Raw genomic sequence first — 12,692 nt, 5'->3', positions numbered from 1 at the left:
TCTGGGCATGGGGGAAGTCTCCGGAACAGAGGGAGGCTGGAGCGTATGCAGGGTGGTGGTGCGCTCACAAAAACGTAGGCGACGGAACCCGAAGCCTGTAAGCGGGTTACGGTTTGCGGATTGTCAGAATTGAAGGAACAGCCGGTATGACAACAGGTTTGACAAAAGCACTGGCAGCGGGACTGCTGCTGGGCGTTATGGCATCCCCTCTGGCCCGTGCGGCGGAGACCGCCACCGGGACGCTGGTGGGCACGGACGGTGCGAATGTGGGCACTGTGACGGTGACAAATGCACCGGGCGGCGTGCTGCTACGGGTGAACGCGCGTAACCTCACGCCGGGCTGGCATGGGATGCATTTCCATGAAAAAGCGAGCTGTGAAGCCCCGAAATTTACCAGTGCTGGCGCGCATGTGCATACCACCAAGCCGGTGGTGCATGGTCTGCTGCATGAAAACGCAAATGATAACGGGGATTTACCGAACCTGTATGTCGGGCCGGATGGTCAGGCGACGGTGGAACTCTATTCCACGCTGGTTTCCCTCAAACCCGGCACCACGCGGGCAGCCTTGCTGGAGAATGGTGGCGCAGCACTGGTGATCCATGCGCACCCTGATGATTACACGACGCAGCCGATTGGCGGGTCTGGCGACCGGGTGGCCTGTGCGGTACTGAAAGCGGATTCCTGAACGCGGACTGCCGCGCAGGAAAAGGGAGGCGCGCGAAAGAGCTGCACGGGGCACTGGTAAGCGCCCCGTGCTTTTTCGCCCTGCCCTGCGGACACAAAAGCTCTGTGTCTGGCGGGGGTGAAGAAGGAGCCTGAGGGATCAGGCTTTGTCTTCAGCGCCTTCCTCAGTGTCTTCTTCAGGGTCTTCATCATCTTCATAGACCAGTTCAACCGTGATGGTTGCGCTGTCACCTTCCTGAAGAGCTTTGGCGTCTGCGTTGGCTTCGTCCTCGCTTTCGTAGAACTTGCCTTCGTTGGGGTCTTCCTGCCACTCGTTGCGCGGGTCCCAGAACGTCACGTCGCCGTCCTCGTCTTCACGCTGCACGAGGTAGCCGACGATCACTTCGTTTTCGTCGCTGATGATATCATCGCTCATGGTCTTCATCCTTTAACTGACCCTTCACCTATGCAGCATGGGCAGAAAAAAGGAAGAGCCTCAAGTGACGATTCTGCGTCAGCCCTGCGTTTGGGGTGCGGTTGCCCTGCTGAAAAAATAGCGCCCCGCCGGGCGCTGTGCCAGTGTGGTGGCCAGAGGCAGCGGTTTGAGATGCGGCCACAATGGCTCAGGGTGTGCGCCGGTATGCGGGGTGGCTTGTCTGGTTTGCCTGTGTGGTGTGTGTCTGCTGGGTTTGCCTGTGCGGTTTGCCCGTGCGGTTTGGCTGCTGGGTTTGCCTGTGTGGTGTGCCCGTGCGGTCTGTCTGCCGGGTTTGCGGCGGGATCTGTCTGCGGGGGTTAGGCTGTGAGGTCTGCTGTGAACCGGTGTGTGCGCCTGAGCGTTTGTCCTTTTTGTCCTGCAACGACATGCGGAGTAGTATGATGACTCGTCTTGTGACACCGATGCGCCGCCTTGCGCGGCTGGCGCTTATTGCCCCGATGCTGGCCGGGTCTGCCGTGCTGGGTGCGGATGCCCTGACGCCTGCCGCGCACGCGGCGCTGGCCAATGGTGTGACGGCCCCGGACTTTACACTGGACGGCGCGCTGGGCGGGAAGCCCATTAAATTCTCACTGAAGGAAGAGCTGAAGAAGGGGCCGGTGGTGCTCTATTTCTTCCCCGCCGCGTTTACCAGTGGCTGCACGCTGGAGGCACATGCTTTTGCGGAGGCGATCCCGACCTTTCAGAAGCTGGGCGCGACCGTTGTGGGCGTGACGGCGGGCAACAGTGAGCGCGTGGCGGAATTTTCCAAGGAAGAGTGCCGCAGCGCCTTCCCGGTGCTGGCGGACCCCGGTGCGAAAGTGGCCGGTTTATATGACAGCCAGAAAACGCAGGGGGACTTTGTGCTCTCCACCCGCACGTCCTTTGTGATCACGCCCGAGGGCCGGATTGTGCTGAGCTATACCTCCGGCGACCCGGAAACGCATGTGCAGAAAACGCTGGAAGCCGTGCAGGTCTGGCGGGTGGCGCAGCCTGCGCAGAAAAAAGATTGAACGCCGGATAAAATCCGCTATCAGGACGGAAACTTTCTGAGAGTGCGGAACCACGATGTCCACACGCGGCGCAACACTGACCGGCCTTCTTGCCGTGGTGCTCTGGAGTGCCGTGGTGGGCATGATACGCACCATTACGGAAAATCCGGGCCCGACCACCGGCCCGGCTATTCTTTATACTCTTGCCTCCGGCCTGCTGTGGCTGACGCTGGGGGTGCCGCGGCTGCGGCGTTTTCCGCCATCTTATCTGATCTGGGGCACGCTGCTGGCGACGGGCTGTGAGCTGTGCCTGATCTGCTCCATTGGGGCCGCGCACACGGAACGGCAGGCCATTGAAGTCGGGATGGTCAATTACCTGTGGCCCACTTTTACGGTTGTGGCGTCTATCCTGTTTAACGGAAAGAAGGCGACCATCCTGATTGTTCCGGGCGTTTTGCTCTCACTGGCCGGGATTTTCCGCCTTCTGGCCGGGGAGAGCGGGACAAGCCTTTCCGCATTTGCGCAGAATATCCTCAATAATCCGCTCAGCTATGGTCTGTCCCTGACCGGAGCGGTGCTGTGGGCGCTGTATTCCTCCCTGACGACGCGCGCGGCCAGAGGGCAGAACGCGGTGACGGTCTTTTTCCCGCTGATGGCGTGCCTGCTGTGGGGGCATGTGCTGGTGACCGGCGGGGCGGAACTCCAGTCTGTCCACCTGACGCTCCATACGATGCTGACGCTGCTGCTGGGGGCTGCCGCACTCGGGTTTGGCTATGCGGCGTGGAATGTGGGCATTTTATACGGCAACATTACTGTTCTGGCGGCGGCCTCCAACCTGATCCCGGTTTTTTCTGCCCTTCTGGCGGCCAGCATGCTGCACACGGTTCTGCCTCTGGCCTTCTGGGAGGGGAGCCTGATTGTCTGTGCGGGGTCTGCCCTGTGCTGGCTGGCCACGCGCCGCCAGCCGATGGCCCCCGCGCAGGCTGAACTGCACCCCTTGTCCTGCACCGGGGTGGAGGAGTAAGTCTGGCGGGCTGATTTCATCCTGATTGCGGCAGGGGCGGTATACGGCCTGACGGGTCTGCAATCACACTTCTGGACTGGGTGCTGCCGTGACTGAGACCGATTTGCCGATTTGCGTTGCTGCGCTGTATCGCTTTACGCCGTTTGAAAACTTTACCGATCTGCGCGGCCCGTTACAGGCAGTGTGTGATGCAAACGGCGTGCAGGGGACGCTGCTGCTGGCGCGTGAAGGCCTTAACGGCACCATTGCTGGCACGGATGCAGGCATTGCGGCGGTGCTGGAGCATATTCGCGCCCTGCCCGGCTGTGCGGAAATTGAGGTCAAGTTCTCCCGCGCGCCCAGTATGCCGTTTTTGCGCATGAAGGTGCGGCTGAAAAAAGAGATTGTGACGATGGGCGTGCCGGGGCTCGACCCGCGTTCTGACGTGGGGCATTACGTGGCCGCGGAAGACTGGAACGCCCTGCTGGAAGACCCGGACACCATCCTGATTGATACGCGCAATGATTATGAAGTGGCCGCAGGCACCTTTAGAGGCGCGATTGACCCGAAAACCAAGACGTTTCGCGAATTTCCCGACTGGTTCCGCGCGCATCGGGCGGACCTGCTGGCGGACGGGCGCACGCCGCGCATTGCCATGTTCTGCACCGGCGGTATCCGCTGTGAAAAAGCGACGGCCTTTGTAAAAGCTGAAGGGCTGGACGAGGTCTATCACCTTCAGGGCGGCATTCTGAAATATCTGGAAAATATTCCTCAGGAGCAGAGCCTGTGGGAAGGCGAGTGTTTTGTGTTTGACCAGCGCGTTACGGTGAAGCACGGGCTGGAGCCAGGGTCACTCGACCAGTGCCACGCCTGCCGGATGCCGCTGACCGCTGAGGAAATGACCTCCCCCCACTATGAGCATGGGGTAAGCTGCCCGCATTGCTACAACGAACGCGATGAAAAGCAGCGCGCCCGTTATGCCGAGCGGGAGCGGCAGGCGCAGCTTGCTGCCGAACGGGGGGAAGCGCATCTGGGCGCGCATATGGACGAGATCCGTGAGCGCAAACGGCGGGAGCGGGAAGAGGAAATCCGGCGGCAGAATGAGAAGAGGCGGGCAGCGCATTAAGACATTCAAATTCTGGAAAGGAAGTCCGGGGCGAAGCGTGGGAGGGGTGTGGTGTCGGTAAGGGCTGTGAAGGCGCCGGCGGCGGCGTCGACCTGATCGTCATGTCCGCCGCCGGGGAAGGCGGCGAGTTCTTCCAGAAAATGTGGGGTCCACGGGGCGCGGACGGCCAGCACGTTGCCTGCGTTGACCTGCGCTGCGAAGGGCGCGGCGCGGGTGGCTTTATCCCCGGTTTCCCGCACGGTTTTAACCTGATAGCCCGCGAGGCGGCCTGTGAGGTAACGGGCCTGCGCGACACCGGCCTGACCGGGATCCTGCGGCAGGATGATGCGGGTTGCGGGACCATCCTGCGCTGCGGTGGCCAGGAGGGTTGCTTCCACCTGAGCGGGGTCTCCGCGCAGGCGAGTGACATCCAGCACGCAAAACCGGCCATCGGGCAGGCGGGAGAGTTTGACGCCGACGGTCCAGTCCGCATCGCGCCCGGTGCCTTGGCGGGTGGCGGCGAGGTCCCACCTTCGCACGGTCTGGCCGCCTGCCGGGGCGGCCTGTTGCACGGTGATCATGCTCGTCTGGAACAGCGTGCCTTCCGCCGGGACGGGGGATTGCTGATAGAGCGCGCCCCATTCCCGCGCGCCGATGGCGAGGCGGATGCGGGCAAGTTCCGGCTCCGGGAAGGCTTGTGGCCAGAGGGCTGCGCCGGGGGTGCGATGGAGAGGATCGGCCTCTTCCGCGAGTGCGGGCAGGCTGAGAATCTCCCACTGTTCCCCCGTGCCGCTGTGCATTTCATCAAGCAGGCGGCCCGCAAGATCATCCGGGGACCAGCGCGTCATAACCAGCACGATCGCGCCGCCGGGCATGAGGCGGGTGCGCAGGACGGCGCGGTACCAGTCCCACACGGCGGCACGGCGGGCCGGGCTTTCGGCCTCCTGACGGTCCTTGACGGGATCATCCACGATCGCGAGATCGGCCCCCTTGCCTGTCAGCCCGCCACCGAGGCCCATGCTGGCGTAAAGACCGCCCTGCCCTGTGTGCCATGCGTCCTTCGCGCTGCTGTCTGCTGCCAGCGTGACGGTGGGAAACAGGGAACTGAAGCGGCGGGAAGCGACAAGGTTACGGACATCCCGCCCGAAATCCTGCGCCAGAGAGGCCCCATAGGACGCGCAGACAACCTGCTTTTTGGGGTTGCGCCCGAGATACCATGCGGGAAAACGCTTGCTGGACAACTCGGATTTTCCATGCCGGGGCGGCATGAACACCATGAGGCGGGTGATGCTGCCGCGTTCGACCGCGTTCAGTTTTTCACACAGCAGATGGTGATGCGCGCCGGGTTTGTAGTCCGGCATGGTGTAGCGCGTGAAATCCAGAAGGCCATCCCGTGCGGCGGCACGCCGGGCGAGTTCAGTCCGGGCAGCCTGCTGCGCCTGTTTGCGCAAGTGTGCTGAGTTCATCATCCGAAAACTCCTCAACGCCACGGCGGACAACCGCATTCATGGACAGGCCAGCCAGTTTGGGATGCAGGTAGGGGGCGGCCACTTTGGCGGCATCAAACTGGCGGTCTGTAATGGTTTCATCCCCCTGCATGACGCGGGTGAAAATATCCAGCGGGGTGATGGGCGTGGATTTTCTGGGGCGTCGTTTTGGTGAGGCTGGTTTTTCTGACATGATCTTTCAGAAAAAATGCAGGGCGCGCGGGGAGCGGGGCTCCGGGCGCAGCGGAGGCAGGGACAATGCACCCCGGCAGGACGGGGCATTTTTGGGAAAACGCGGTGCGAAGCGGTCTTCCTGCTGGCGGTGGCGGAGTTCCGTAGTCAGCGCCAGAACAAGCCGTTCTGTAAAGCACGCGCCGAGCTGGCCGCGATAGGTCAGCCCGTAGGTGGACGCCCGCAGGACGGGACGGCAGCGGATGCGCGTGCCATCCGGGCAACCGGCTTGCAGGGCTTCCGCCCAGGGGAGCGGGAGGTCTGCCCGGTGGTGGTTTTCGGTTTGCGCGAGGATGGGGCAGAAAACCAGCGCGGCCTCCTGCCTGGCAACCAGAACCCACCATGTGGCGGCCGAGCAGAACACGGCCCCCGTGCGCAGGCACGCAGACGGGAATGAGCGCGCCATGAAAACTCCTGAGATTTTGAGAAATTTTTCATCGCGTCTTGAGCCGAGCCGGGAGAAAACCCTGCTGGCGAGACTGTTGCGATGATGCCCAAGGAGTAAGAGTGACCACGCGCGCCGACAAGGATTTTTTGACGGGTTGCAAAAACGGAAAAGAGCGCAGATTGGGGGCTGTGAAGAGGGCTTTAGAGGAGAGAAAGCGTTTCTGGTTCCGGTAAAACCTGCTGGAAAGCATCTCTGATAAGCTGGCGCATCCAGAGAGTATCGGCCGTGCGTTGCCAGAGAAGGGAGACGGTGTAGGACGGCAGGGGGATGGGGGCCGCGCAGACGGTCAGGCCGGATATGGCGGCGAGGCTCCGGGCAGCATGCACCGGGAGTGTGGAGATGGCGCGGGTGCCTGTGAGAAAGGGCGGCAGGGATGAAAAATGCGTCAGGGCTGACTGAACCCGCCGGGTGCGACGCAGTTTTTTCAAAACATGGTCCACAATCCCGTCCCGCCCTGAGAACGACACCAGAATATGCGGGAGTGCCAGATAGTCCTCCAGTGTGAGGGGAATTGGGACGTGACAGGCCCGCTGGTCCAGCAGGCAGGCATAGGCGGACTGGCCGATCTCCTGCTGCTGAAGGGCAGATGGCTGCGCGGGCTGGGCGATAACGGCAAAATCGATTTCTCCGGCTTCAAACAAAGCTTCGACACGGTGCCGGTTGGCCTGCCTGAATGTGACGGTAATGCCGGGAGCCTCCTGCGCCAGACGCCGTGCAATCAGGGGGCCTGCGGCAATCTGGAAATCATCTGACATACCAAGAGAAAAATGCTGGCGGCTGGTGGCGGGGTCAAACGCTGTCCGGGCCGAAAATGCGGAATGGATCAGCATTGCGCCGCTCTGCATCGGCTCGGCCATGGCAAGGGCGCGCTGGGTGGGCTGCATGCCCTCCCGCGTGCGGACAAACAGAGGGTCTCCCGCAGCCTCACGCAGGCGCGCCAGCGCGGCGCTGACGGCTGACTGGCTGAGCGACAGACGCCGGGCGGCTTTTGACACGCTGCGCTCTTCCCACAAAGCAAGAAAGACGGTGGCCAGATTGAAATCGAGGCGGAACATATCGACCGTGGTGATTTTGATTATCCAAACAATCAATTTGCCTGATATGGGGAGAAAGTCCACTCTTCTGCTCTCCCCCACCGTTACGATCATCATGAGAGATCCGGACATGAGCCAGCGTCGTGTTGCTGTTATACAGGCAGGAACCACTCTTTTTGACACGCCCCGCACACTGGACCGCATGGAGGCCCTGTGCGAGGCCGCGGCGGCGCAGGGGGTAGAGCTTGCCGTTTTTCCGGAAGCCTATATTGGCGGGTATCCGAAAGGGCTGAGCTTTGGGGCAGTTCTGGGAAGCCGTTTTCCGGAAGGGCGTGAGGATTACCTGCGGTACTGGAAATCGGCCATTACCGTACCCGGCCCTGAGACGGCGCGGATTGGCGGCTTTGCCGCGAAGATGAAGGCGCATCTGGTCGTGGGGGTGATTGAGCGTGAGGGCGCCACGCTTTACTGCACGGCCCTGTTTTTTGGGCCGGACGGCGCTCTTCTTGGCAAGCACCGCAAGCTGATGCCAACCGGGACGGAACGGCTGGTGTGGGGACAGGGCGATGGCTCCACCCTGCCGGTTTTTGAGACGGATATCGGGCGGATAGGCGCTGCGATCTGCTGGGAAAACTATATGCCTGCGCTGCGCCAGAGCCTGTATGCGCAGGGCATTAGCCTCTGGTGCGCGCCAACGGTGGATGAACGCGCTATCTGGCAGGTGTCCATGCGGCATATTGCGTATGAAGGCCGGACTTTTGTGCTGAGCGCCTGCCAGTATATGACGCGGGCGGACGCGCCGGAGCAGTATCACTGCCATCAGGGCAATAACCCGGATACTGTGCTGATCCGGGGTGGGAGCGTGATTGTTGATCCGTTTGGGGAGATTATTGCTGGCCCGGTTTATGACCGGGAAGCCATTCTGACGGCAGATATTGATCTGGATGATGTGATCCGGGGGAAATATGATCTGGATGTTGCGGGCCATTATGCCCGCCCGGATGTGTTCAGTTTACGGGTGAATGATGCGCCTCAGCGGCCTGTTGCCTTCTCCGGGCCGGACTGTGCGCCGCAGGGGCGTGACGAAGAGGGGGAATAACGTCTTTTTTCTTCTTTGAAAAAAGAGGGTCTGAATGAACTCCCTCCCCGGCTGTGTGTTTTAACGGGATGCAGGACGATTTTTCTTGCGTCCCGATATTTTGTGACCTGAAATTCCTTTTATGCGGCTCCGGTGCAGGTCTGTAACCGTGTGCCTGACAACAGGGATAACCACACAATGACACGTACGAGCCGCTATCTTCTCGGGTTGGGGGTTGTTCTGGCCGTGATTGGCGCAGGGACCTACAAACTTGTTCTGAGGCCGGAGACGGCCCAGCTCTCTGTTTCCGCGGGCACAGGGCCGCACCCCAAGCTGCCGCCGCCGAACAAAACTCTGATGCCGACCGTTAATATCGCCCGCCCGATTGGCTGGAAGGCGGGAGAAACGCCCCATGCCTCTGAAGGGCTGACCGTGAAGGCCTTTGCCAGCGGGCTGAACCACCCGCGCTGGCTTTATACCTTGCCGAACGGCGATGTTCTGGTGGCCGAAACCAACTCCCCCGGAACAGACAAGGAAAATTTGAAAAACCGGATTGCCCGCACCATTCAGGGGCTTGTGGGAGCGGATGTGCCCAGCCCGAACCGGATTCTGCTGCTGCGGGATGCGGATGGTGACGGAGTAGCAGAAGAGCAGAGCGTCTTTCTGGACCATCTGCACTCCCCCTTTGGCATGGCGCTGGTGGGCGACACGTTTTATGTTGCGAATGCTGATTCTGTCTGGCGTTTTCCGTATCAGGCCGGTGAGAAATCCATCACCTCCGCCGGGGAAAAAGTGGTGGATCTGCCCTCCGGCTATAACCATCACTGGACGAAAAACATTCTGGCCAGCCCGGATGGGCAAACCCTGTATGTGAGCATTGGCTCCAACAGCAATGTGGCCGAAAACGGCTTGGAGGCGGAAGAAGGCCGCGCCCGCATTGACAAACTTGATGTGAAAACCGGCAGCTTAACGCCCTTTGCGACCGGGTTGCGCAACCCGAACGGCATGGCGTGGGAACCGCAGTCCGGCGCTTTGTGGGCGGTTGTGAATGAGCGGGATGAAATTGGCAGTGATCTGGTGCCGGATTATCTGACATCCGTTAAAGACGGGGCGTTTTATGGCTGGCCCTATAGCTACTATGGCGGCCATGTGGATCAGCGCGTCAGCCCGCAGAACCCGGAACTGGTAGCTTCTGCCATTGCGCCGGATTATGCGCTTGGTCCGCATACTGCGAGCCTTGGCCTGATCTTTACGCAGGAGAGCACATTGCCCGCCGTCTGGCGGAATGGCGCGCTGATTGCGCAGCATGGCTCATGGAACCGTCGACCCAAGAGCGGATATAAGGTGATTTTTGTGCCGTTCCTGAATGGTCACCCCTCGGGCGCGCCGATTGATGTGCTGACGGGTTTTCTGACGCCGGATGAAGACCAGACGCACGGTCGGCCTGTGGGCATGGCTCTGGACAAGACAGGCGCTGTGCTGGTGGCGGATGATGTGGGCAATGTGATCTGGCGGGTTTCTGGCAAGCAGCCTGACGGCGGGGCTCCTCCTGCGGGTGGCAGCACACCGGCTCAGGGTGAGTAAGAATGGGCAGGCGCTTAACCGGCATGGTGTTGGGGGCCGCACTGGTGGCGGTACCTGTTTCCGGCTTTGCACAGCACATGAATGCACCGGACGCCCCCTGCCGGTCCGTTGGGCCGAACAGCGTTTTTACACACTGCCTTTCTGACGCAGCGCGGCAGGCAGATGCGCGGCTTGCACAGGCGGAGAAGCGTATTCGGGACACTCTTCCTGCTGACTCTCTGGAGGATTTTCAGCGCGCGGAACAGGACTGGGAACGCTATAAAAACGGGCTCTGTGATGCTGAATATCACCTCTATGATGGTGGGTCAGGCGGCCCGGCAGCGCATTTTGGCTGTCTGGAGGCCCTGACACGGCACCATCAGAGTGAACTGGAGACCGTGTATGGTCGGTTTATGGCGCGGGAAAAATAGGCCGTGACGGGTTTTGGCTTCGTGCTGCGTGGCGTTTTTCTGTTCCTCATGGTCTGCATGATGGGGCCGGGCTCCTCTTATGCAGAGGGGAATCCCCCGGCCACGGAGGAGCTGGGAATGAGTGGCACGATCGGCAAAGAACCGATTGCGATGATTATCACTCTTGAAAACTGGACGCATCCGACAAAGGCGCATTATTCCTCTGCCTCCGCGCAAAAAATTATTCCTCTGACTGTGCAGGTGACAGGCAATCATGTTGTTTTATCGGGGCAGGATAAGGAGGTTTTCACGCTCCATTTTGTATCCGGCAGCCGGGAAAAGACAGATCCTCTCAGTTTTTATGCTGCATCCGGGATGCAGGGGATATGGTCTGACGGGGCAAAGACGCTGCCGGTTTCCCTACGGTTTGTTTTAAGCAGAGACCATTTAGCAGACTGCATTTTTTATCCGCATCACCTGCCGGATGATAAGCCTGTTCCTGCTGAGAAACGGTGTGAGCAGGATGCGGATATGGCGGCTCTGCGCCAGTGCATCCATAGCCCTTATACGTCTGATGATGCTGTAGAAAGCTGTATCAATGCAGCGCTTAAGACCTGCCACCCTGACCAGCGCACGACAAATCTCTGTGTTTCCGATATCACTGTTTATCTTGATCGCGCGATCAGGCAGCGTCTGGCGTCGCTCGCTCCGCATGGCCTTACGGAGCAATCCTATCCGCTCTGGCTGAAGCAGGTGACGCAAAGCTGCCTGGACACATCGGGTTTCAGCCCTGAGGGAACGGGGTTTGCTGCGGATATCGGCTTTTGCGTCGCTGAGGAAAAGCTGCGGCTGTTACAGAACGCGCTCCAGCCGATGCCACAGAGGATCCGTTCAGAACGGCCACGGCACTAAAGAGGCCGTGACCTGAGACCTGACGCAGAAAAAAGGGTCAGGCGGCAATTGCGTCATACAGCCTGACACCGGAGAGGCGGGAGAGGGTCTGGCGGTAGGCCTCGACGGCGGGCGGGTAGACGATACCGCGAATGAGCGAGAGGCTGTGCAGGTGAGCAAACAGATGGAGATCATCTGTGGAGAGGGTGCCGTTGACTGCCTCCGGGCTGCGGATAAAGGGGGCCAGCATTTCCAGCATTTTATTCAGGGTGCCGATTTCTGCCGTGCTGTCTTTCAGGATTTCAAAAAACGGGCCGGTTGAGGCTTCTTTCTTGGTCACGAAATAGGCGCGGGCCGCGGTTGTGGCGAATTCCGGCAGCGGCGCACAGGCAGCACGCGGCAGGAACAGGCGATAGACCGCGCTGCTGGTCGCACTGATCCATTCCGTAATGGTCGGGTTAGGCGTGCCGGTGAGGATGGGGGTGCCCTGCTGGTCAATATGGGTGACGATATCCATGCTTTCCGGCATGAACTGGCCCTCTTCTTCCAGAATGGGCAGGGATTTGCGGCCGACCATGCCGATTGGCCCGGCTTCATCATCATTCAGCAGGATGATGCGCTCGAAGGGGAGGTTTTTCAGGCCGAAAATCATCTCTGCTTTCACGCAGAACGGGCAGTGATCATAGATATAGAGTTTCCGGGTCATGCTGCGCTGCTCCTTGCCGATGCGGGACTGGTCTCCCCTGCCCTGTTCTGAAATACCCCTGCGCGTCAAGCCTCTTCTGTGGCGGCTGTGGTCTGCGCGGGGCTGTGTTTTGCGGTGCGGGCGGCTTTGGCGGCCTTTCGGGCGGCCTCCTCCCGCGCGGCGAGCTGTTCCAGCAACAGGGCGCACTGGGCGGCAATTTTCCGCTGGGAGGACCCGGCTGAAATGGTGGGAAACAGAGCCTCGCCCATGGCACGAAACGAGAGTTCATCCACCAGCAGCATCCGCAGGCGCTGGTGCGCGCACAGGCCCAGCGCCTCCCGCACGTCCNGTCACGCGGGCCATCGCGCGGGCACGGACCAGTTGCCATGACACAGCATCATGCCGGGTGAGCGTGCCGGGGCGATGCTGGTCTGAAAATTCCACATAATCGCAGTAGCCGAACACGTAATCCCGATACCAGCGCTCGGCGGCATCGGCAGCGGGTTGCGTAATGTCCCCGGCCTGAAGCAGCGCCTGCACGGTGCGCAGAACACGGGTGGGGGCTGTGCCGACAAATTCGGAGCGGGCGCGACGTTCGGGCGTGGGGCCATTTTCAGGGGTGAGGTTTG

At 60.8% G+C, this 12,692-nt stretch carries 14 protein-coding genes and 1 pseudogene; 8 read left to right on the top strand and 7 right to left on the bottom strand.

The window, feature by feature from the left end:
* Positions 1-146: 146 nt before the first annotated feature.
* The gene (gene sodC / locus JK199_RS15500; RefSeq protein ID WP_086655868.1) at positions 147-686 is read left to right on the top strand and encodes a superoxide dismutase[Cu-Zn]; all 540 of its coding nucleotides are present in this window, start codon (positions 147-149) and stop codon (positions 684-686) included.
* 138 nt (positions 687-824) lie between these two features.
* Here the strand turns inward: sodC and JK199_RS15495 are convergent, their stop codons facing one another.
* The gene (locus tag JK199_RS15495) at positions 825-1,100 is read right to left on the bottom strand and encodes a hypothetical protein (protein WP_025826830.1); all 276 of its coding nucleotides are present in this window, start codon (positions 1,098-1,100) and stop codon (positions 825-827) included.
* A gap of 437 nt (positions 1,101-1,537) precedes the next feature.
* Between JK199_RS15495 and JK199_RS15490 the strand changes: the two genes are divergently transcribed.
* From JK199_RS15490 to trhO, 3 genes are all read left to right on the top strand, one after another.
* Positions 1,538-2,149: a peroxiredoxin gene (locus JK199_RS15490; RefSeq protein WP_237388985.1), complete on the top strand. Its 612-nt coding sequence runs from the start codon at positions 1,538-1,540 to the stop codon at positions 2,147-2,149.
* A 55-nt stretch (positions 2,150-2,204) separates the two neighbouring features.
* A complete protein-coding gene (gene yddG / locus JK199_RS15485) occupies positions 2,205-3,152 on the top strand; it encodes an aromatic amino acid DMT transporter YddG (RefSeq protein WP_212377587.1) in 948 nt (315 codons plus the stop codon).
* Between the two features lie 88 nt (positions 3,153-3,240).
* A complete protein-coding gene (gene trhO / locus JK199_RS15480) occupies positions 3,241-4,257 on the top strand; it encodes an oxygen-dependent tRNA uridine(34) hydroxylase TrhO (RefSeq protein ID WP_212377585.1) in 1,017 nt (338 codons plus the stop codon).
* 5 nt (positions 4,258-4,262) lie between these two features.
* Here trhO and terL read toward each other — a convergent pair whose 3' ends face one another.
* The 4 genes from terL to JK199_RS15460 form a co-directional block, all read right to left on the bottom strand.
* Complete coding sequence (terL, locus tag JK199_RS15475) at positions 4,263-5,705, bottom strand: phage terminase large subunit (protein WP_408742401.1); 1,443 nt, start codon at positions 5,703-5,705, stop codon at positions 4,263-4,265.
* Positions 5,653-5,916: a hypothetical protein gene (locus JK199_RS15470; RefSeq protein ID WP_244985225.1), complete on the bottom strand. Its 264-nt coding sequence runs from the start codon at positions 5,914-5,916 to the stop codon at positions 5,653-5,655. Before JK199_RS15470 ends, terL begins: the two co-directional genes overlap by 53 nt.
* Positions 5,917-5,922: 6 nt before the next feature.
* Complete coding sequence (locus tag JK199_RS15465) at positions 5,923-6,360, bottom strand: hypothetical protein (protein ID WP_212377582.1); 438 nt, start codon at positions 6,358-6,360, stop codon at positions 5,923-5,925.
* Positions 6,361-6,542: 182 nt separating this feature from the next.
* Positions 6,543-7,493: a LysR family transcriptional regulator gene (locus JK199_RS15460; RefSeq protein ID WP_244985224.1), complete on the bottom strand. Its 951-nt coding sequence runs from the start codon at positions 7,491-7,493 to the stop codon at positions 6,543-6,545.
* Positions 7,494-7,566: 73 nt separating this feature from the next.
* Between JK199_RS15460 and JK199_RS15455 the strand changes: the two genes are divergently transcribed.
* The 4 genes from JK199_RS15455 (at position 7,567) to JK199_RS15440 (ending at position 11,399) form a co-directional block, all read left to right on the top strand.
* A complete protein-coding gene (locus JK199_RS15455; RefSeq protein WP_212377579.1) occupies positions 7,567-8,535 on the top strand; it encodes a carbon-nitrogen hydrolase family protein in 969 nt (322 codons plus the stop codon).
* A gap of 177 nt (positions 8,536-8,712) precedes the next feature.
* Positions 8,713-10,098: a PQQ-dependent sugar dehydrogenase gene (locus JK199_RS15450; RefSeq protein WP_212377576.1), complete on the top strand. Its 1,386-nt coding sequence runs from the start codon at positions 8,713-8,715 to the stop codon at positions 10,096-10,098.
* A 2-nt stretch (positions 10,099-10,100) separates the two neighbouring features.
* Positions 10,101-10,508: a lysozyme inhibitor LprI family protein gene (locus JK199_RS15445; RefSeq protein WP_212377574.1), complete on the top strand. Its 408-nt coding sequence runs from the start codon at positions 10,101-10,103 to the stop codon at positions 10,506-10,508.
* Positions 10,509-10,511: 3 nt separating this feature from the next.
* A complete protein-coding gene (locus JK199_RS15440) occupies positions 10,512-11,399 on the top strand; it encodes a hypothetical protein (protein ID WP_212377571.1) in 888 nt (295 codons plus the stop codon).
* A 37-nt stretch (positions 11,400-11,436) separates the two neighbouring features.
* On the opposite strand, the gene grxB is transcribed toward JK199_RS15440, so the two are convergent.
* Both grxB and JK199_RS16030 read right to left on the bottom strand, forming a co-directional pair.
* On the bottom strand, positions 11,437-12,084 hold the full coding sequence (gene grxB, locus JK199_RS15435) for a glutaredoxin 2 (protein WP_212377590.1): 648 nt from the start codon (positions 12,082-12,084) through the stop codon (positions 11,437-11,439).
* 65 nt (positions 12,085-12,149) lie between these two features.
* Positions 12,150-12,692: pseudogene (locus JK199_RS16030) on the bottom strand (hypothetical protein); the annotation flags it as partial.

Source organism: Acetobacter persici (assembly GCF_018256955.1).
Classification (GTDB): domain Bacteria; phylum Pseudomonadota; class Alphaproteobacteria; order Acetobacterales; family Acetobacteraceae; genus Acetobacter; species Acetobacter persici.
Note: the sequence above shows the minus strand (reverse complement) of the source record. Positions and strands in the feature narration are given on the sequence as shown.

Excerpts from the sequence above, each read along its gene's own strand:
- sodC (WP_086655868.1), top strand. The coding sequence starts at position 147 with ATGACAACAGGTTTGACAAAAGCACTGGCAGCGGGACTGCTGCTGGGC.
- JK199_RS15495 (WP_025826830.1), bottom strand. The coding sequence starts at position 1,100 with ATGAGCGATGATATCATCAGCGACGAAAACGAAGTGATCGTCGGCTAC.
- JK199_RS15490 (WP_237388985.1), top strand. The coding sequence starts at position 1,538 with ATGATGACTCGTCTTGTGACACCGATGCGCCGCCTTGCGCGGCTGGCG.
- yddG (WP_212377587.1), top strand. The coding sequence starts at position 2,205 with ATGTCCACACGCGGCGCAACACTGACCGGCCTTCTTGCCGTGGTGCTC.
- terL (WP_408742401.1), bottom strand. The coding sequence starts at position 5,705 with ATGATGAACTCAGCACACTTGCGCAAACAGGCGCAGCAGGCTGCCCGG.
- JK199_RS15470 (WP_244985225.1), bottom strand. The coding sequence starts at position 5,916 with ATGTCAGAAAAACCAGCCTCACCAAAACGACGCCCCAGAAAATCCACG.
- JK199_RS15465 (WP_212377582.1), bottom strand. The coding sequence starts at position 6,360 with ATGGCGCGCTCATTCCCGTCTGCGTGCCTGCGCACGGGGGCCGTGTTC.
- JK199_RS15455 (WP_212377579.1), top strand. The coding sequence starts at position 7,567 with ATGAGCCAGCGTCGTGTTGCTGTTATACAGGCAGGAACCACTCTTTTT.
- JK199_RS15450 (WP_212377576.1), top strand. The coding sequence starts at position 8,713 with ATGACACGTACGAGCCGCTATCTTCTCGGGTTGGGGGTTGTTCTGGCC.
- JK199_RS15445 (WP_212377574.1), top strand. The coding sequence starts at position 10,101 with ATGGGCAGGCGCTTAACCGGCATGGTGTTGGGGGCCGCACTGGTGGCG.
- grxB (WP_212377590.1), bottom strand. The coding sequence starts at position 12,084 with ATGACCCGGAAACTCTATATCTATGATCACTGCCCGTTCTGCGTGAAA.